20 protein-coding genes are annotated in these 16,648 nt (G+C 71.1%); 8 read left to right on the top strand and 12 right to left on the bottom strand.

All coding sequences use genetic code 11. From position 1 onward, the window contains the following. Positions 1 to 332 precede the first annotated feature (332 nt). From FLW16_RS17550 to FLW16_RS17540, 3 genes are all read right to left on the bottom strand, one after another. Positions 333 to 704, bottom strand: a complete 372-nt coding sequence (locus tag FLW16_RS17550; protein WP_142561183.1) for a hypothetical protein — start codon at positions 702 to 704, stop codon at positions 333 to 335. 123 nt (positions 705 to 827) lie between these two features. Next, positions 828 to 1,442, bottom strand: a complete 615-nt coding sequence (locus FLW16_RS17545) for a GntR family transcriptional regulator (RefSeq protein WP_185949468.1) — start codon at positions 1,440 to 1,442, stop codon at positions 828 to 830. Positions 1,443 to 1,452: 10 nt separating this feature from the next. Beyond that, positions 1,453 to 2,379: an EamA family transporter gene (locus tag FLW16_RS17540; RefSeq protein WP_142561182.1), complete on the bottom strand. Its 927-nt coding sequence runs from the start codon at positions 2,377 to 2,379 to the stop codon at positions 1,453 to 1,455. Between the two features lie 176 nt (positions 2,380 to 2,555). On the opposite strand from FLW16_RS17540, the gene FLW16_RS17535 reads away from it, so the two are divergent. Then, positions 2,556 to 4,655, top strand: coding sequence for a nitrate- and nitrite sensing domain-containing protein (locus tag FLW16_RS17535; protein WP_185949467.1), 2,100 nt, complete (start codon positions 2,556 to 2,558; stop codon positions 4,653 to 4,655). Then, a complete protein-coding gene (locus tag FLW16_RS17530) occupies positions 4,652 to 5,005 on the top strand; it encodes a DUF742 domain-containing protein (protein WP_142561180.1) in 354 nt (117 codons plus the stop codon). Before FLW16_RS17535 ends, FLW16_RS17530 begins: the two co-directional genes overlap by 4 nt. A 36-nt stretch (positions 5,006 to 5,041) precedes the next feature. Here FLW16_RS17530 and FLW16_RS17525 read toward each other — a convergent pair whose 3' ends face one another. Then, the gene (locus FLW16_RS17525; RefSeq protein ID WP_142561179.1) at positions 5,042 to 5,446 is read right to left on the bottom strand and encodes a hypothetical protein; all 405 of its coding nucleotides are present in this window, start codon (positions 5,444 to 5,446) and stop codon (positions 5,042 to 5,044) included. Between the two features lie 80 nt (positions 5,447 to 5,526). Then, positions 5,527 to 5,961 (bottom strand): hypothetical protein, encoded by a 435-nt coding sequence (locus FLW16_RS17520; RefSeq protein ID WP_260615353.1) that lies wholly within the window; start codon positions 5,959 to 5,961, stop codon positions 5,527 to 5,529. Positions 5,962 to 6,222: 261 nt separating this feature from the next. Between FLW16_RS17520 and FLW16_RS17515 the strand changes: the two genes are divergently transcribed. Continuing rightward, positions 6,223 to 6,579: a hypothetical protein gene (locus FLW16_RS17515; protein WP_139578999.1), complete on the top strand. Its 357-nt coding sequence runs from the start codon at positions 6,223 to 6,225 to the stop codon at positions 6,577 to 6,579. A gap of 70 nt (positions 6,580 to 6,649) precedes the next feature. On the opposite strand, the gene FLW16_RS17510 is transcribed toward FLW16_RS17515, so the two are convergent. Together FLW16_RS17510 and FLW16_RS17505 are read right to left on the bottom strand one after the other, a co-directional pair. Further along, positions 6,650 to 7,483 carry a Sua5/YciO/YrdC/YwlC family protein gene (locus tag FLW16_RS17510; protein ID WP_142561178.1) on the bottom strand — a complete coding sequence of 278 codons (834 nt, stop codon included), beginning with the start codon at positions 7,481 to 7,483 and terminating at the stop codon, positions 6,650 to 6,652. A 92-nt stretch (positions 7,484 to 7,575) separates the two neighbouring features. Continuing rightward, entirely contained in the window at positions 7,576 to 8,130 is a 555-nt protein-coding gene (locus tag FLW16_RS17505; protein ID WP_142561177.1) for a TetR/AcrR family transcriptional regulator, read from the bottom strand. Positions 8,131 to 8,232: 102 nt separating this feature from the next. Here FLW16_RS17505 and FLW16_RS17500 point away from each other — a divergent pair, with 102 nt between their 5' ends. Together FLW16_RS17500 and FLW16_RS17495 are read left to right on the top strand one after the other, a co-directional pair. Continuing rightward, complete coding sequence (locus tag FLW16_RS17500) at positions 8,233 to 8,685, top strand: nuclear transport factor 2 family protein (RefSeq protein WP_142561176.1); 453 nt, start codon at positions 8,233 to 8,235, stop codon at positions 8,683 to 8,685. 44 nt (positions 8,686 to 8,729) lie between these two features. After that, positions 8,730 to 9,245 carry a GNAT family N-acetyltransferase gene (locus FLW16_RS17495; RefSeq protein ID WP_221891135.1) on the top strand — a complete coding sequence of 172 codons (516 nt, stop codon included), beginning with the start codon at positions 8,730 to 8,732 and terminating at the stop codon, positions 9,243 to 9,245. 30 nt (positions 9,246 to 9,275) lie between these two features. Here FLW16_RS17495 and FLW16_RS17490 read toward each other — a convergent pair whose 3' ends face one another. From FLW16_RS17490 to FLW16_RS17470, 4 genes are all read right to left on the bottom strand, one after another. Continuing rightward, entirely contained in the window at positions 9,276 to 10,463 is a 1,188-nt protein-coding gene (locus FLW16_RS17490) for an acyl-CoA dehydrogenase family protein (protein ID WP_142561175.1), read from the bottom strand. A 30-nt stretch (positions 10,464 to 10,493) separates the two neighbouring features. Further along, complete coding sequence (locus FLW16_RS17485; protein ID WP_142561174.1) at positions 10,494 to 11,753, bottom strand: acetyl-CoA hydrolase/transferase family protein; 1,260 nt, start codon at positions 11,751 to 11,753, stop codon at positions 10,494 to 10,496. 90 nt (positions 11,754 to 11,843) lie between these two features. Then, complete coding sequence (locus FLW16_RS17480) at positions 11,844 to 12,389, bottom strand: MaoC family dehydratase (RefSeq protein WP_142561173.1); 546 nt, start codon at positions 12,387 to 12,389, stop codon at positions 11,844 to 11,846. A gap of 271 nt (positions 12,390 to 12,660) precedes the next feature. After that, the gene (locus tag FLW16_RS17470; RefSeq protein ID WP_260615351.1) at positions 12,661 to 13,110 is read right to left on the bottom strand and encodes a MarR family winged helix-turn-helix transcriptional regulator; all 450 of its coding nucleotides are present in this window, start codon (positions 13,108 to 13,110) and stop codon (positions 12,661 to 12,663) included. A gap of 58 nt (positions 13,111 to 13,168) precedes the next feature. Between FLW16_RS17470 and FLW16_RS17465 the strand changes: the two genes are divergently transcribed. Next, positions 13,169 to 13,768 (top strand): TIGR03086 family metal-binding protein, encoded by a 600-nt coding sequence (locus tag FLW16_RS17465; RefSeq protein ID WP_142561172.1) that lies wholly within the window; start codon positions 13,169 to 13,171, stop codon positions 13,766 to 13,768. On the opposite strand, the gene FLW16_RS17460 is transcribed toward FLW16_RS17465, so the two are convergent. After that, the gene (locus FLW16_RS17460) at positions 13,744 to 15,189 is read right to left on the bottom strand and encodes a S9 family peptidase (RefSeq protein WP_142561171.1); all 1,446 of its coding nucleotides are present in this window, start codon (positions 15,187 to 15,189) and stop codon (positions 13,744 to 13,746) included. The genes FLW16_RS17465 and FLW16_RS17460 overlap by 25 nt on opposite strands. Before the next feature lie 79 nt (positions 15,190 to 15,268). Between FLW16_RS17460 and FLW16_RS17455 the strand changes: the two genes are divergently transcribed. Then, complete coding sequence (locus FLW16_RS17455; protein ID WP_142561170.1) at positions 15,269 to 15,832, top strand: helix-turn-helix transcriptional regulator; 564 nt, start codon at positions 15,269 to 15,271, stop codon at positions 15,830 to 15,832. A 134-nt stretch (positions 15,833 to 15,966) separates the two neighbouring features. Beyond that, entirely contained in the window at positions 15,967 to 16,401 is a 435-nt protein-coding gene (locus tag FLW16_RS17450; protein WP_185949465.1) for a nuclear transport factor 2 family protein, read from the top strand. Positions 16,402 to 16,648: the final 247 nt, after the last annotated feature.

The raw sequence follows: 16,648 nt of genomic DNA, 5'->3' as shown, positions 1-16,648 counted from the left end.
CGGACGGGGGCATCCGAGGCGAGAGTAGACGCAGGTGACGTTACGCGTGCCCGGCCATGCGGGCCCTGACGGCGCCCTCCGAGAGCCGTGACAGGGGGCCGATACGCATCCGCCGTATGCGACGCCCTCCGGTGGGCCGGATGAGGGCGGGAGCGCCTGCCGGGGGATTTCCGTCCGTGTCCTGCGCGCCGCCCGCGTCAGCCCCTAAAGCCAGAGATAACCCCGCCACCAGGCCGAATTGGATTCGGAGTCTTATTCGCACGCGTGAACAGGAACGGCCCCGGTCGCCATCGTGATCCTGGCCCGCCCCGGCCGGCGGCGCCGCCCGGCCTCTAGTCGTATTCGAGATCGGGTAACGGGGACGGCGGCTCCGGGCTGCGCCACACGACGACATAGTCCGAGCGCGCGCTCTCGACCGCGGTGCTCAGCCGGTCGAGGTCGAAGTCCGGCAGGTAGCGCAACCGGGCCAGGAAGCTCGCGTCGGTCGCCGAGTGCGGGACCACGCAGCCCTCGCCCTCACGGTCCAGCAGGACGATGAAGACGTCCTCCGGCTGGCCGGGCGGATCCTGGTCGCCATGGCCGCCGACGCGGACCTCGACCACGTCCTCCCAAGCGAGGGCCTCGACGCTGCCGTCGGCGTAGTGACGTGTCACGCCTTCTTCGGTGACGTACACATAGGTGTCCGGCACTGGGTTGCCGTGCATGGGCGCGATTGTGACGACTTGAAGCCGCGCGGTGCAAGAGAATCGGCAACCAAGGGAAACCGTGCGAGGAAATCGGCACCCGAGAGAAAACGTGCAGAAGGAATCGCCCGAGCTCCTCCGGGCTCAGGCGTGCCGCCACCGCAGGTGCTCGCGCACCGCCAGGACGGCCGCGTCCGCCGGTCCCTCGGCGATGACGCGCAGCAGCGCGGCGTGCTCGGCCGCGAGCTCGTGGGGATCCTCGTACGCGTGCCTGAGCCCGACCAGCCCGAGCCGCGTCTCGGCCGCGAGCGTGCCGTACAGGCGCTCCAGGCGGGGGCTGCCGGCGGCGGCGACGAGCGCCTCGTGCAGCGCCATGTGCTCGGCCACCACGGCCGCCCAGGGCGCGCCCGGCGGCAGGCCGGACAGGCGGTCCAGCGCCTCCTCCGCCGCCGTCACCCGGCGCCCCGCGACGGCCCGCGCCATCAGTTCCTCCAGCGGCGCGCGCACGTACATGAGGTCGGCCAGGTCGGCGGACGTGATCACCGGGACGTACGCGCTGCGGTTGCGCTCGCGCCGCAGCAGTCCCTCGTGGACGAGCAGCGCCAGCGCCTCCCGCACGGTGGGGCGGGCCACGCCGTACCGGACGGACAGCTCCTGCTCGGGCAGCGCGGCCCCCGGCTCTATGTCCCCGGACAGCACCCGCTCGCGCAGCGCGGCGGCGAGCGCCTCGACGGTGGAGACGGGCCTCAGGGTGGTCACGGGGCCGAGCCTACTGGCGACTTCCCGCCGCCGTCCGTTCCGTGCCGGGTGCGACGGTTCGCGGGCCCCGCGCCCTGGCGGGCAGCGCCACCACGACCAGCCCCAGGGCGAGCAGCGCCAGACCGGCCCACGAGACGGGGGACAGGTGCTCGCGCAGCGCCACCACGCCCAGCAGGGCCGCGACGGCCGGCTCGGCCAGCGCGAGCGTGGCCGCCGTGGCGACGGGGGTCGTGCGCAGGCCCCGGCCGTACAGGAGATAGGCCAGCGCCGTGGTGGCGCAGCCGAGGTAGAGCGCGGTCAGCAGGCCGCCCGGGCGCGCGAGCCAGGCCGGTCCGGTCAGCACGAGGACCGGCAGCATGAGCACGGCCGCGCCGCCGAACAGAACGCCCATGACGATCCCCGACTCCATGCCCCTGCCGATGGCCCGGGCCGCCACGACCGCGTAGAAGGCGTACAGGAGCCCGCCGAGGAGAGCGAGCGCGACGCCTCCCGCGTCCGCACCGCCGACTCCCCCTCCCCCGCCGGTGACGAGCACCGCGCATCCGGCGACGGCGGCGGCCGTGGCGAGCGCCCAGCGCCCGCTCGGCCGCTCGCGCCCGACGATCCAGGACAGCAGCCCGGTGAAGACCGGGCCGCTGCCGATGGCCACCACCGTGCCGATCGCCACGCCCGTCCTGCCGACCGCGGCGAAGAAGCACAGCTGGTAGGCCGCGACCGCGACGGCTCCCAGGACCAGCGGCCGGCGCATCGGAACGTTCCCCACGGGGGTGCGGCGGTGCGTGACCAGCGCCAACGCGCCCAGCAGGGCCCCGCCGAGCACGAGGCGGGCCGCGGCCAGCGAGACGGAGCCGGCGGAGGCGAGGGTGCCCACGGTGCCCGCGGTCCCCCACAGGACGGCCGCCGCGACCACCGCGAGCGGGCCCGATCTGGAGTTCATGGAAGGATTGTCTGACAACTAGACAGCTATCAGCAAGAGCTTTCCTCCGTAACGTCGAGACTGTCCTGATATGGGGCTGTGGCCCAAGTCGTTAGGAACGATCCCTGGTGGCAGAGGCTCACGGATTGCTAGTGTTTCGCCACTATTAACACATGTGTAACCGACGGGCAGGTCTGATGGCTGGTCGGAAACGGTCCATCCGCTTCAAGATATTCGCGATCCTGCTGGTGCCTTTGACCGCCCTGGTGGTGATCTGGGGGTTCGCCGCCAAGCTGACCATCGAGCAGGGGCAGCAGCTCCTGCGCATTCAGAAGGTCTACGACAACATCGTCTATCCCGTCAGTGAGGCCATCAACGAGCTGCAGAGCGAGCGGTTCGTGTCGGTGAGCTACCTCGCCTGGCGCACCTCGACGCTGCGCACCGACCTTCAGGTGCAGCGCCGCAAGACCGACGCCACCGCGGTCCTGCTGACCCGCCTGTCGGAGCAGGCCCGGGACGAGACGCCTCCCGCCATGTGGGACCGGGTCCAGGACCTGATCCGGCAGATGGACCGGCTCGACCTCCTGCGCGGCCAGGTCGACGACCAGCGGCTCACCCGCCTCGACGCGATCGAGGAGTACAGCTCCGTCGTCGAGACCGCCCACCAGGTCTACGACCGACTGATGATCTCCCCGGACATCGACATCGTCGAGCAGACCAAGGCGCTCATCCTCATCACGCGCAGCCGCGAGGTGGCGAGCCAGGAGTCCGCGCTCGTGCTGGGCGCGCAGGCGTCCGGGCGGATGACGCAGGACGAGCGGGACGCCTTCCATGGGATGGTCGGCAAGCGCCGCCTGCTCTACCAGCTCGGCACGAGCCAGCTCGACGCCGGCCTGCTCAAGCAGTACGGCGCGCTGAACTCCACCGCGGTCTACACGTCGTTCGTCTCCATGGAGGACGACGTGGCCGCCAGGGTGCGGCCGGGCCAGCCGCTCCCGCCGGAGGCGATCGCCTGGCCGACGACGGCCCAGGCCATGACCCGCCAGCTCACCGAGACGACCAACGCGGCCGCCGACGCCACCGCCGCCCGCGCCGTGCCACTGGCGCAGAGCGTGCTCTGGGACATCGGCATCGTCGGCGGGCTCGGCCTGGCGGCCGTGCTCGCGAGCGCGTTCATCTCCTTCAGGTTCGCCCGTACGGTGACCGGCGAGCTGAGCACGCTGCACCGGGCCGCGGCCGACCTGGCCGGGCGGCGGCTGCCCGACCTCGTACGGCGGCTGCGGCGCGGCGAGGACGTCGACGTGGCGGCCGAGACGTCGCCGATGGCCCAGGCCAGCGACACCGTCGAGATCGAGAACGTCGGCCGCGCCTTCACCTCGGTGCAGCACACCGCGATCGAGGCGGCCGTCGGCCAGGCCGAGCTGCGCAAGGGCGTCAACAAGGTCTTCCTGAACCTGGCCCGGCGCAGCCAGTCGCTGCTGCAGCGCCAGCTCGGCATGCTGGACGGCCTGGAGAAGGAGATCACCGACCCCGACCTGCTGGAACGGCTGTTCGGCGTCGACCACCTCACCACCCGCATGCGCCGCCACGCGGAGGGCCTGATCATCCTGTCCGGCGCCGTTCCCGGCCGCGGCTGGCGCAACCCGGTCCGGCTGTACGACGTGGCCCGCGCCGCCACCGAGGAGGTGGAGGACTACCTGCGGGTGGACGTGAACATGCCGCACGGGTACTCGCTCGCGGGCAGCAGCGTCACCGACGTCGTCCACCTGCTCGCCGAGCTGATCGAGAACGCCACGGTCTTCTCCCCGCCGCAGACCCGCGTGCAGGTCAGGGGGGAGATGGTCGCCCGGGGCTTCGCCATCGAGGTCGAGGACCGCGGGCTCGGCATCCCTCCGGAGGAGCTGGCGCACCTCAACGCGCGGCTCGCCGACCCGCCGGAGTTCGACCTGGCCGACAGCGACAGGCTCGGGCTGTTCGTCGTCGGGCTGCTGGCCCGGCGGCACAACATCCGCGTCTCCCTGCGCACCTCGCCGTACGGCGGGACGAGCGCCGTGCTCCTGCTTCCGCAGGAGATCGTGGTGGAGAACGAGACGAGGGAACCGGCGGTCGAGCGCCTCGCCCAGCCGGAGTCCTCGCCCCCAGCCCTGGCCCTCACGCCGCCGATCGGCGGCGGCGCCCAGGACTCCCTGCCCCGCCGGGTGCGGCAGGCCAATCTGGCGCCGCAGCTCAAGGAGGAGCGGGGCGACCTGTTCTCCTCCTTCCAGGCGGGCTGGCAACGCGCTCAGGAGGACTCGTGACCGAGCACGAGGACGGGCCGCTGCTGCGCCCCTACACACTCACCCGTGGCCGTACGCGTCCGAGCGGGCCCGACTTCGACCTGATGACCATCATCAGGACGGCTCCCGCGGCGTACAGCGGGGTCTCCGGGCTTGCCCCCGAGCACTGGCGGATCCTGCAGCTGTGCCGGATCCCCCTTTCCGTGGCCGACCTGGCCTCGGAGCTCGGCATGTCGCTGAACGTCGTGCGCATCCTGCTGGGCGACCTGCGCGACCAGGGGCTGATCACCGCGCGGCCGCAGGCCACGGTCGCCCAACTGCCCGAGGAACGCATCCTCCGCGAGGTGATCCAGGGACTCCAGGCGCTGTGAGGCGTCAGGAGTCCGCCTCGCGGGACGTCGCTCCTTCTAGGAGTCCGCTTCGCAGGACTCCATGAGCCGCTGAACGTGCCAGCGGGCCGGTGTCGTGAGCTCGTCGGCATACCGGTCCAGCATGGCCGCGCACGCCACCGCGTCGGCGGTCTCGACGGACGGCAGGACCAGGATCTCCTCCTCGCCGTCCAGCACGAGGCCGCCCCGCACGCTGAACGTCTCCTCGCCGACCGCGACGGCGGTCTCGAACACGAGGTCGTGCCCCGGGAGCGCCAGCGCGGCGCCGAGCCGTACGGCGGGCCCGGCCAGGTCGGAGACGGGCTCGACGCGGACGTGGGGGAAGAAGTCGCGGGAGACGGACCGTCCCATCTCGCTGAACCGCGCCGCCGTTCGCATCAACGCTTCCAGGAGTTCGGCGGCACCCTGACTGTTGGCGTCCACCCCCGCAGGGTAGATCATGGAAAGTTGCGGTTTGGCCAAATATTTAGGTTGGACCGGAGATTTCGCCGAAAAGGGTGGCCTCAGCGGAAGGCGTAGCACTCCACCTCGGCCCGCCGGCGGGTCAGCCCGCCGCCCACCGACTCCTCGACGCAGGAGCGCTGCGAGGCGCTGAGTTCGAGCACGCCGCAGACACTGACCCCGGAGTACGTGCGGCAGTCGAGATTCGGGTTGAAGGCGCCCACCTTGTACTGCTCGCGCACCTGTGTGCGGCAGCGGTGCCGCGCCTCCGACGTCTTCGGGTAGCGGCATTGGCCGACGAGGATGTCGTACTGCTTCTGGCTCACCTCCTGCCGCTTCACACCCCCTTTGGGCAGCGTGGGGGCCTGCGGCGGACTCCCGGCCCACGGGCCGATCCTCGGGTGGCCGCCGGTCCCGGCGGCCACCGACGCGACCGCGGCGACCGTGCCGAGCATGGTCATCGCAGCGAGCACGGCGACAGCGACGATCTTTCTCATGGCGATCCTCCCGAGCAGGAACGTACCCACGGGCGAACGGCCGCCCCCTGCGCCGCGCCGGGCCCGCATGGACGGTCGTGACCTTGTGTCATGCCGAAGTCGGCGCCTGCAATACGAGGAGTAAATACACCATTGCGAAGTGTGACGGAAGACGATCAAGGGTAGGTGTGGCGACGGAACCGGCGGGGACGGCGTTGGCGCCATTCACACCCGATTCTTCGGTTCGAAATCCGGTCATTTCCGATACAACGGAGCTTTTACGTGCGATTTGTTCATGCAATCACGACAGGCGCGCTGGTCCTCACCGGCCTCACGGTCACCGGCGCGGGCGCGACCGCGCTCGCCGACGCGGGCCCGCAGACCACGTCCCGCGCCGTCGTCGACGGCTACCAGGTCGTGACGCTGCCCAACGCGAACGTGCCGAACTTCACCCGGCGCACCGTGTACTGCCCCGCGGGCAAGCGCGCCGTGGGCGGCGGCGGCGAGGCGCAGGGCAACGACGCGGTCCTCGTGGGCAGCTTCCCCACCGCGGACGGCACCGGATGGATCGCGCTCGGCCGGCAGAACTACTACAACACCGTCGGCATCAGCGTCTACGCCATCTGCGCCAACGCCTGATCGGATCACACGCCGCGCAGGGGAGCGGGCAGAGCCCGCTCCCCTGTCACATGATCCGTGCGCGTGCTGCCTAAGAAGTGCCGACGGGCGACGCCGCCGGGCTCGCGGCCGGTTCCCTCCTGATGAAGGGGGAGGAGGTCCCGCCCAGCGCCAGGCGGGCCGGCAACCCCGTCGTCCAACTCTGCCGCCCGGCGCGCGCCAGCCCGCTCACGGTCAGCGTCCCGTCGCACGGCCACCCGTCCGCCCGCTCGCCCGACCGGTCCCACACGGCCAGCGGGCCGTCCAGGCGCGCGGTGAGCAGATACTGCAGCGGGGTGCGCGGCAGGAACAGGTCGGCGTCGGGCGTCGCGCGCCGTACGGCCCGGGGCAGCACCGGCTCGCGCAGCCGCACCAGCGTGGCGGGCTCGGCACGCTCGACCAGCGCGCGGATGTCGGAAGCGGACAGGTTCGCCACCTCCCGGGCCATCGAGACGTTCCTGACCAGCACCCGCACCGGTCCGGACGCGCCGTCCATGCGCGCCAGCGCCTGCTCGGATCTGGCGTCGCAGACGACCTGGTCGGCGAACAGGTCGTGGACGCCGGCCACTCCCCCGGCCCCGATCGCCGCGACGGCCGCCTCCAGCGCGTCCGCACCCGTGGCCCCCTCCCACCGCAGGGCGGGGCCGCAGGCCGCACAGCCCGTCGCGACGGACGCGGATCTGCGGACGTCCGGCTCCCGGCTCTCCCGTCCACAGTCCTCGCACAGGACGGCGGAGGGCGCCTCGGCTGCGGGCGGGCGGCAGTCGTCGCAGCAGACGAGCGGATACAAGTACCTGCGGCCGGCCCGGTCGAACAGCTCACGCACGCAGGCCGAACAGAGCCCCCGCTCGCTTCGACGAGTGCCGGGGGAAGCCGAGATGACCATGGAAGCGGCACTGCCCCCCGCCGGTCGCTCTAATCACCCAGGTCACACGATTCTCAGGAGTGCCACACCCGCGGTCATGCGTGCGGGCCCGCTCAGCCCTCGGCAAGGGCACGCAGGGACGGGCGGAGCGTCTCGGCGATCCGTTCGGGAGACGCGCCGCGCAGGGCCGTGAGGCCGAGCAGTTGATGGGCGATCGTCACGCCCAGCATCGTGCTGACCATCAGTGCCGCCCGCAGTTCGGCCTCGTCGGAATCGATCGCCTCCGCCAGCTGCGCCACCTGGCCGTCGAGCTTGCCGCGCACCTCGTCGGCCGCGTCGGGATGCGTGAGCATGGAGCGCATCATCGCCAGCGTCGCCTGCGGCAGCGGCCCCATCTTCATGCCGATCCTGCCCAGCAGTTCCTCGACCGGCTCCAGCTCGCCGTCCAGCGGCGGGATCGACGGGATCCGCACGGCCTGCTCGAACAGCTCCTGCTTCGACCCGAAGTACTGCATGACCAGGGCCGGATCGACCTCCGCGGCCGCGGCGACGGCCCGGATCGTCGTGCGCTGGAAGCCGCGCTCGGCGAAGATCGCCCGCGCGGCGGACAGGATGCGCTCCTCGGTGCGGCGCCGGCGCTCTGCCCGGCTCGTCGGCGTCCCCTCCACGTGACGACTCTACCGGCGTTGACCACATCGGCCCGTTCGCTCTACAGTCGTTGAGTCAACAGTCGTTGAGCGAAACACCTCTCGAATGATCGGAGCGAACGGATGCAGCTCACCCCGCGCGAGGTCCTGGCCCGCTTTCACCGGGCGATGGTCGACAGGTCGGCCGACGACCTCGCCGACCTCTACGCCGCCGACGCCCTTCACACGTTCCCGTTCCGGGCGCCGCTGTTCCCCGCCCGGCTGGAGGGGCGGGAGGAGATCCGCGCCCTCTACCGCGCGTCGTGGGGCGCGAGCCCCGTACGGCTCGCCGAGATCCACGACGTCGTCGTCCACGAGGCGGCCGATCCCGAGGTCGTCACCGGGGAGTGGGAGGGCACCGGCACCCTCGAACCGGACGGCCGGCCGTTCCGGGCCACGGGCCTGCTGACCCTGCGCGTACGGAACGGCGAGATCGTGGAGACGCGCGACTACATGGACGTGTTCGGCACCTACCACGCGATGGGCCGGCTGAAGGACGTCGTGGCCGCCGCGGAGAACGCCGCCGCCACGGCCTGATCGGGGCCGTGCGCCTGCCCGCGGGCGCGGCCACAATGGTGACCATGACGATCTCGGGGACGGTGGTCCGCCGGGCGGGAGCGGCGGACGCCGCGGCCCTCGTCCGCCTGCGCGCCGTGATGCTGGAGGACATGGGGGCGGAGGTCGGGGACGAGAGCGCGCCCTGGCGGGCGTCGGCCGAGGCGTGGTTCGCCCGGCGGCTGGGCGATCCGGGGGACTTCGCCGCGTTCGTGGTGGACGACCCGGAGCTCGGCGTGGTGAGCTGCGCGGCGGGCACCTGCGACCCCCATGCTCCGGGACCGACGAACCCGAGCGGCCTGCAGGGCCACGTCTTCAACATCTGCACCGACCGGCGGCGCCGCCGGCTCGGCCTCGCGCGCGCCTGCCTCGACGCGCTGCTCGCCTGGTACCGCACCGAGACCGAGGTCCGGACGATCGACCTCAACGCCACGTCGTACGGGATCGAGCTGTACCAGTCCTTCGGGTTCGACGCGCCCCGCTATCCGGCTCTTCAGTTGCGGCTCGGCCCGCCGCTCGGGCGCGGCTTCACGAGTCGCTAGCCGGTGCCCCTTTGTGACGATCCTGATCGTTCAGTAGGAGCGGGGCAGTCCGAGGACATGCTGTCCGATGAAGGCCAAGACCAGGTTGTTGTTGACAGGGGCGACCTGATAGAGGCGGGTCTCGCGGAACTTCCGCTCGACGTCCCAGGTGTCCACGAACCCGTTGCCGCCGTGGATGTCCAGGCAGACGTTGGCCGCCTGCCAGCTGGCCTCACTCGCCAGGAACTTGGCCGTGTTCGCCTCAGCTCCGCTGTGCTGCCCGCTGTCGAACAGGGCGGCTGCGCGGGTGCGCATCTGGTCCGCAGCGGCGACCTGGGTGTAGGCGCGGGCCAACGGGAACTGCACGCCCTGGTCGGCCCCGATGGGGTGACCGAAGACGTCACGCTCCCTGGCGTACGCGACCGCCCGGTCGAGGAACCAGTACCCGTCGCCGATGGCCTCGGAGGCCAGCAGGATGCGTTCGGCGTTCCAGACGTCGATGACGTAGCGGAATCCATGCCCCTCCTCGCCGATCAGGCTGTCGGCGGGGATCCGCATACCCTTGTACCAGACCTGGTTGGTGGCGTAGTTGAACATGGTGCGGACCGGTTCGACGACCAGCGTGGCGGGCTGCTCCTCACGGACCTGACGCAGGTCGACGAGAAAGAGACCGATGCCCTCGGTCCGTTCAGCGGGGTCCTCCGCCAGCGGACGAGTGCGGGCCAGCAGCATCAGAAGGTCCGACTGGGCGATCCGGCTGGTCCAGTTCTTGTGGCCGGTCACCACGTAGTCCTCGCCGTCGCGCACCGCCATGGTCCGGATCCGGGTGGTGTTTGATCCGGCCTCGGGCTCGGTGATGGAGAATGCCTGCAGCCGCAGCCTGCCGGCCGCGATCTCGGGCAGATAGCGCCGTCTCTGCTCCTCGCTGCCGTGCCGCAGCAACGGTGCCATGGTGTACATCTGGGCGTGGCAGGCGGCAGAGTGCCCGCCGGAACGGTTGATTTCCTGCAGGATGATGCTTCCCTCAGTGACCCCCATCCCCAGCCCGCCGTACTCATTCGGGATGAGGACCGACAGGTACCCGGCCTCGGTGAGGGCGCGTACGAACTCCTCCGGATAGGCCCGCTCGCGGTCCCGGGCGCGCCAGTACTCGTCGCCGAAACGCCCGCAGAGTTCGCGCACCTCCGCGGACAGCCGCTGGTGGGCGGCGTCGCTGTCGTGAATGGCGATATCGTTCATGCCCGGTCCACTCCCTCACTGTGGACGCGTTCAATGCAACAACCCGGCGTGGCGGGCCTCATAGGTGAGCCGGTCGCGGTGATCGGGGTGCGCTATGGCGATCAGCGCGGCCGCACGCTGGGAGATGCTGCGACCCCTCAGCTCCGCGATGCCGTACTCGGTGACGACGTGGTCGATGGTGTTCTTCAACGTGGTGACCGGGGTGGCGCGGCCGAGCTGGACCTTGATTCTGCTGGTGCCGTCGCTGGTGGCCGCGTGGGTGACAAGGAACGCCTGCCCGCCGTCGGAGTACATGGCGCCGCGGGCGAAGTCGGCCTGCCCTCCCGAGCCCGACCAGTAACGACCCGCGATGGTCTCACTGGCCGCCTGGCCCATGAGGTCGATCTCACTGGTGGCGTTGATCGACATCATGGCGGGTTCGCGGGCCACCACTCGTGGGTCGTTGACCCGGTTGACCGGCAGCATGGCCACCGACGCGTTGCCGTCGAGCCAGTCGAAGAAACTCCGGGTGCCGATGCAGAAGGTGGCGACATTCTTGTTGCGTTGGTGCTTCTTGCGCGCGCCGGTGACGACGCCTTGTTCCGCCAGGTGCATGACGCCGTCGGACATCGCCTCGGTGTGCACGCCCAGATCGCGGTGTCCCGCCAGCTCGGCCAGCAGCGCGTTGGGGATGCGGCCGACGCCGATCTGCAGGCATGCCCCGTTCGGCACGCGCTCGGCGACCAGTTCCGCGATGCGCGTGTCCCGGTCGTCGGGTACGGCCGGCATCGTCTCCTGCAGGGGGTAGTCGGCGACGCACCAGCCGGCGACCTGGCTGACGTGGATCTGGTTATGTCCGAAAGTGCGCGGCATTCGCGGGTTGGCCTCCAGGAAGAACGGCACCTCACCGATGAACGCGGCCACGTAGTCGGCATTGGTGCCGAGGCTGAAGTAGCCGTGCTCGTCGGGCATGGTCGACGCGGCCAGGACCAGGGAGTGCCGGGTGTACTCGCGGAGCAGCAGGGGCACCTCGCTGAAGTGCGCCGGGACGAGCTCACACGTGCCGTTCCAGTACGCCTGCCGGCATCCCGGCCCCAGGTAGTAGCTGACATGGGTCAGCTGCCCCGGGTATTTGCCGTTGATATAGGAGCGTTCGCGGGCGGGATCCATCTGATGGATCCGAACACCGGTCAACCGGTCGGCGTGGGCCTCAAGAGCATCGATGACAGTGTGCGGTTCGCCGTTGTGGATCGGCACGATCAGGTCCGCGCCGTCTCGTACCAGGTCCAGCACGTCGGTCGGTGCGTTCATGACACCTCCTGGTGGACCGCGGCCGCTGTCGCGCCGCCGTGCCGAACCGATCGGGGCGGTCACCAGGCGTGAAGAGCCACGATCTGGCTCTCATGGACCCTGCACCGCCCGCTGTGCTCGCTCGTCCCACACCGGCCGCACGGCGGTCACGTCGGGCCCGCACCCCCGTCGGTAGATCATCATGGTGCGCTCGAAGATGATGACGATCTCACCACGCTGGTTGAAGCCGATGGTGCGGACCGTCACGATGCCCACGTTGTGGCGCGAGCGCGACTCCCGGACGGACAGCACCTCCGACTGCGAGTAGATCGTGTCGCCCTCGAACACCGGGTTCGGCAGCCGCACCTTGTCCCAACCGAGGTTCGCCATCACGTGTTGCGAGACGTCCGTGACGCTCTGACCGGTGACCAGAGCCAACGTGAACGTCGAGTCCACCAGTCGCCGGCCGAACTCGGTCTGGGCCGCATAGTGCGCATCGAAGTGCACCGGCATGGTGTTCTGTGTCAGGAGGGCCTGCCATACGTTGTCCGTGGCGGTCACCGTTCGCCCCAGCGGATGCCGGTAAACGTCGCCCACTGAGAAGTCCTCAAAGTAGCGGCCCGGCCACGAGACCCGTTCTGCCGATTCGGTGGTCATCTCGACCTCCTCTTCGGTCGGCTCCCTTCCCAGTCTGCCACCCAAGTCAGAACGACCCAGAGGTCCAGCAGGTCGAGCTCGGCGAGATGCTCGTGGCCCGCGGCGGTGAACAGGCGCAGGTACGCCGACCCGGCGGCTACGCCGTCAGGCCGGGAGGCCGGCCAGGCCGGCCGGCGACTCGATGCGCCGGTGCGCGGATCGACCAGAGGGGTCGAACGCAGAGACACGGGCGCACACCGGAGCCATCGGGCCGCTCACGGATCAACGGGATTTACCGGAACTCCTGCGGGGGCAGGGCCGACAGAACCCGCAGCGCCCGGAGGAACGCCTCCCTGTCGCCGTCCGGGAGCCGGGCGAGCAACCGCTCCTCCATCCGGCGGATGCCCGCCTGAGCGCCGTCCCGTACGCGGCGGCCCTCGGGCGTGATGGACAGGAGCCGGACGCGGCGGTCGGCCGGGTCAGGGCTCCGCTCGATGAGCCCTCTGTTCTGGAGGTCGTCCAGGACGCGGATGATGCGTGTCTTGTCCGCGCCGATCGACTCCGCCAGCGCGGCCTGCGTGCGCACCGGCCGCGCGTCCAGGCCGAGGAGCACGACGTACGCCCACATCGACAGGCCGTGCTCCCGCAGGATCGGCGTCTCGGCGGCCATCAGCGCCCTGGTCAGGGGGGCCGCCATCGCGGCGAGATCGGGGCGGTCGAGCATGACCCACAGCTTAGACATTGACAGAGGATAAGCACGCGCATATCGTCTGCATGCGCTTACGAAAATTGGAGGAGAGATGGACATCCGGGAACTGGACCGGCGGGCCGTGCAGGCGAGCGTGGAAGTGGTGGCCGAGGTGCGCCCCGGCGACCTGGAGCGGCCGACGCCCTGCGCGGGCTGGACCCTGGCCGACCTGCTCGCGCACATGACCGCCCAGCACCTCGGCTTCGCCGCCGCGGCGGAGGGCCGCGGGGCCGACCCCGACGTGTGGCGGGAGCGGCCCGGCCCCGACCCCGTCTGGGCCTACGCGGCGGCGGCCGAGCGTGTCATCACCGCGTTCGCGGCCGAGGGGGTGCTCGACCGCGGGTTCGTCCTGCCAGAAGTGGGGGTGGACGCGCCGTTCCCGGCCGTGCACGCCATCGGCTTCCACTTCATCGACTACCTGGTCCACGGGTGGGACGTCGCCCGCGCGCTGGGGATCGCCTACGAGCCCGCCCCGGACCTGGCCAAGGCCGCCTGGCCGATCGCCCTGGCGGTGCCGGACGGCGACTACCGCGAGAGGCCCGGCGCCGCGTTCGCGCCGAGCGTGCCCGCCGCTCCGGATGCCTCCCGCTTCGACCAGATCCTCGCCCGCCTCGGCAGGACCCCCGCTCACGGGAGCAGCAGCCCCCAGTAGAGGGACCAGGGGAGGAACACGGCGCCGCCGGCGAGCAGGAGCCCGAGACGGACCCGCTCACCCCTCGTCCCTGCCCGCCGCCACGCCCGGACGGTCCGTACGGAGGCGGCCACCGTGGTCAGCGCCAGGGCCTGCAGGGCCAGCCAGACGACCGGACGGCCGAGCAGCACCGGCCCCGGCGCGGCCAGCTTTCCTCCGGTCATGAGCAGATAGAACAGGAAGGCGAACGACCCGAGCACCGCCACCAGCCCGGTGGCGCCGACCACGCGCGGCGCGGCCGGCAGGGCCGTGAGGGACCGCCCGCGCAGCCGGCGGACGAGGGCGGTCACGGGGTAGGCGGCGAACGCGGCGATCAGCAGCAGCATCACGGCCAACTGCACCGGGGCCGACTCCCACGGCGCCGGACGGTCCACCGGCACGGTGGGCGTCGCCTGCTCGGGCGCGGGGCCCGAGGTGCTCGCCAGCGGCGGCCGCCCCGAGACGACCTCCCGGACCCAGGTGCCGACGAGGTCGGCGTATCCGGGAGCGAGGGCGGGCAGCCGGGTGACGCCGCCGTCGGGCGTGAGGTGGGCGGCATGGTCGGCCCCGGGGAAGAACCGGAACGTGTAGTGCCGGTTGCCGCCCTTCTCCAGCGCCCGCGCGAAGATCGGCGGAGTCTCCTTCGGCGGCGTCAGCAGGTCGTGGACGCCCCAGACGGCGAGCACCGGCTGCCGCACGGCGGAGAGGGTGGGCTCGGGGTCGTACCAGGGCTCGGGGAACATGCCGCCGTCCGCGATCACTCGGTAGAGGTTCGGCTCGGCCCGGTCCACCAGCGAGCCCGCGACCCCCGCCTTGCGCAGGCCCGCGGCGACGGCCCAGGCCTGCTGCCGCAGCGGCGCGAGCGCGTTGGCGCCGACGACCACGACGAACGCGAGGTCCCGCGAGCGGGAGGCCGCGAGGGGCGCGACCCAGCCGCCCTCACTGAGCCCCCAGACGCCCACCTTCGCCGGGTCCACACCGGGCTGCGACCGCAGCGCGGCCACCGCGCCGAGCGCGTCGTCCGCGAGCATCGAGTAGGACCGGTGGAAGGTCGAGTAGCCCTCCGACCTCTTGTCGTAGACGAGCACGGACATGCCCCTGCGGGCGAACTCCACGGCCTCGCCCATGAGCTTGGCGCGCGGCGTGCCGGTGCCCGCTCCGTGGACGAGCACCATGCCGGGCCGCCCGGATGACGCCTTCGCCGGCGTCAGCACGGTGCCGTGCAGGGTGAGGCCGCCGCCGCCGGGGAAGCTCACCTCCCTTCCGGCCAGGTCGGCGGGTACGGCGACCGCCTCTCCGGCGGCGGGGGACGGTGCGGCGGGGGACGGTGGGGCGGCGGCGGCCGCCGCGGGGGCCGCCGTCAGGGTCAGAGCGAGGCCGATGGCCAGGGCGATTCGACGCATGCTGCCGAAACTAGTCTGCAGAGAAGTCTCGGCAAAGGCTTCTCTGCAGATATCGTTCTGGAGGACTAGGGTGCTCCTCATGAAGGACGAGGAGCCGTTCCTGCTCGACGATCCGGCGCGCCTCAAGGCGCTGGCCCACCCCATGCGGCGGCTCATCCTGCGCCACCTCGACATCCACGGGCCCGCGACCTCCACGACGATCGGCGAGCTGCTCGGCGCGAAGACCGGCACGACCAGCTACCACCTGCGCCAGCTCGAGAAATACGGCTTCATCGAGGAGATCCCCGAGCGTTCCGGCGGCCGGGAACGCTGGTGGCGCAGGGCCGAGACCCCGCGCGACATGCGTGCGCCGACCCCCGCGCAGCTCGCCCCCGAGGACCGCCCGGTGCTCGAGGAGTTCCACCGTGTCGGCTTCGAGGAGGATCGGGCGCTCCTGGAGCGCTTCCCCGAGGCCTATCGGCGCGATCCCGACTGGGCCAAGGGCTCGCGCGGTCTCGGGCGGATGACGAAGGAGGAGTTCGCCGAGTTCTTCGACGCCTACGTCGCGCTGCTGCTCAAGTACAGCCACCGGGCGCAGGACGCGCCGCCCGGCGCGCGACCCCTGTACATCCGGATGTTCGCCCTCCCCGCCGACGAGCCCTGAGTCCCCGCCGACGCACACGGTCCAGCCCGTGAGCTGGGTTATCGTGAAAATGCCGCCGATGTCCGGGCTTCGCCATGCCGGTCACGGCGCACGCGCACCATCCGGCCGCTCTCGTCGGGGGAAGGGAACGTCCGATGTCCGAAGTGCTCCGTGCCGTCGACAGGCTGAGACAGGCCATCAACCGTCATGACCTCGACGCCTTGGCGCAGTGCTTCGACGAGCGGGCCGTTCTGGTGTCCCCGGACGGCCTCGCCGAGAACAGGGAGGAGATCACCTCCTACTACAGTCAATGGATGGAGGCGTACCCCAACATGGTGATCACGCCGCAGTCGGTGACCATGTTCGGAGACACCGTGGCGGCGGAGTTCACGATCAGCGGCACGCACAAGGGGCCGCTCCTCTTCCCCGGTGGGGACGTTCTCGAGGCGACCGGGCGGCCCGTCCTCCTGCGGTCGTGCAGTTTCTCCACGGTGGAGGACGGGCTGATCCTCAGTCACCGGCTCTTCTACGACCAACTGGAGGTGGCGGCCCAGATCGGCGGCTGCCTCTGTTTCAGCGACCGCCCGTAACGGCCACCGCGCCGGGCCGGACCGGGCCCTGGGCACGCTGAATATTTCACGGGATTCGGCGCCGACCGGCAGATCTCGTACGACGTTTCCCGAGGTGCCGCGCAATTCGGGCCCATTTGCCACGGAAAGGGAGATTTTCACTTCGGCGAATCGTGTACATGAACCGGGCGATTCCCGACTCTGGGGAGCGTCGGCCCCATGCGCGTACCGGAAGGGGCGCCGGCATGCCAGAGCCGTCACCTCACCC

This window comes from Microbispora sp. KK1-11 (assembly GCF_006874435.1).
GTDB lineage: Bacteria > Actinomycetota > Actinomycetes > Streptosporangiales > Streptosporangiaceae > Microbispora > Microbispora catharanthi.
This window is presented reverse-complemented; position numbering and strand designations above follow the sequence as displayed.

What these genes read in the sequence shown, in the direction of transcription:
- FLW16_RS17520 (WP_260615353.1), bottom strand. Translation starts at nt 5,961, where the DNA reads ATGAGAAAGATCGTCGCTGTCGCCGTGCTCGCTGCGATGACCATGCTC.
- FLW16_RS17550 (WP_142561183.1), bottom strand. Translation starts at nt 704, where the DNA reads ATGCACGGCAACCCAGTGCCGGACACCTATGTGTACGTCACCGAAGAA.
- FLW16_RS17540 (WP_142561182.1), bottom strand. Translation starts at nt 2,379, where the DNA reads ATGAACTCCAGATCGGGCCCGCTCGCGGTGGTCGCGGCGGCCGTCCTG.
- FLW16_RS17535 (WP_185949467.1), top strand. Translation starts at nt 2,556, where the DNA reads ATGGCTGGTCGGAAACGGTCCATCCGCTTCAAGATATTCGCGATCCTG.
- FLW16_RS17480 (WP_142561173.1), bottom strand. Translation starts at nt 12,389, where the DNA reads ATGACCACCGAATCGGCAGAACGGGTCTCGTGGCCGGGCCGCTACTTT.
- FLW16_RS17450 (WP_185949465.1), top strand. Translation starts at nt 15,967, where the DNA reads ATGTCCGAAGTGCTCCGTGCCGTCGACAGGCTGAGACAGGCCATCAAC.
- FLW16_RS17465 (WP_142561172.1), top strand. Translation starts at nt 13,169, where the DNA reads ATGGACATCCGGGAACTGGACCGGCGGGCCGTGCAGGCGAGCGTGGAA.
- FLW16_RS17470 (WP_260615351.1), bottom strand. Translation starts at nt 13,110, where the DNA reads ATGTCTAAGCTGTGGGTCATGCTCGACCGCCCCGATCTCGCCGCGATG.
- FLW16_RS17455 (WP_142561170.1), top strand. Translation starts at nt 15,269, where the DNA reads ATGAAGGACGAGGAGCCGTTCCTGCTCGACGATCCGGCGCGCCTCAAG.
- FLW16_RS17500 (WP_142561176.1), top strand. Translation starts at nt 8,233, where the DNA reads ATGCAGCTCACCCCGCGCGAGGTCCTGGCCCGCTTTCACCGGGCGATG.
- FLW16_RS17460 (WP_142561171.1), bottom strand. Translation starts at nt 15,189, where the DNA reads ATGCGTCGAATCGCCCTGGCCATCGGCCTCGCTCTGACCCTGACGGCG.
- FLW16_RS17510 (WP_142561178.1), bottom strand. Translation starts at nt 7,483, where the DNA reads ATGGTCATCTCGGCTTCCCCCGGCACTCGTCGAAGCGAGCGGGGGCTC.
- FLW16_RS17495 (WP_221891135.1), top strand. Translation starts at nt 8,730, where the DNA reads ATGACGATCTCGGGGACGGTGGTCCGCCGGGCGGGAGCGGCGGACGCC.
- FLW16_RS17485 (WP_142561174.1), bottom strand. Translation starts at nt 11,753, where the DNA reads ATGAACGCACCGACCGACGTGCTGGACCTGGTACGAGACGGCGCGGAC.
- FLW16_RS17490 (WP_142561175.1), bottom strand. Translation starts at nt 10,463, where the DNA reads ATGAACGATATCGCCATTCACGACAGCGACGCCGCCCACCAGCGGCTG.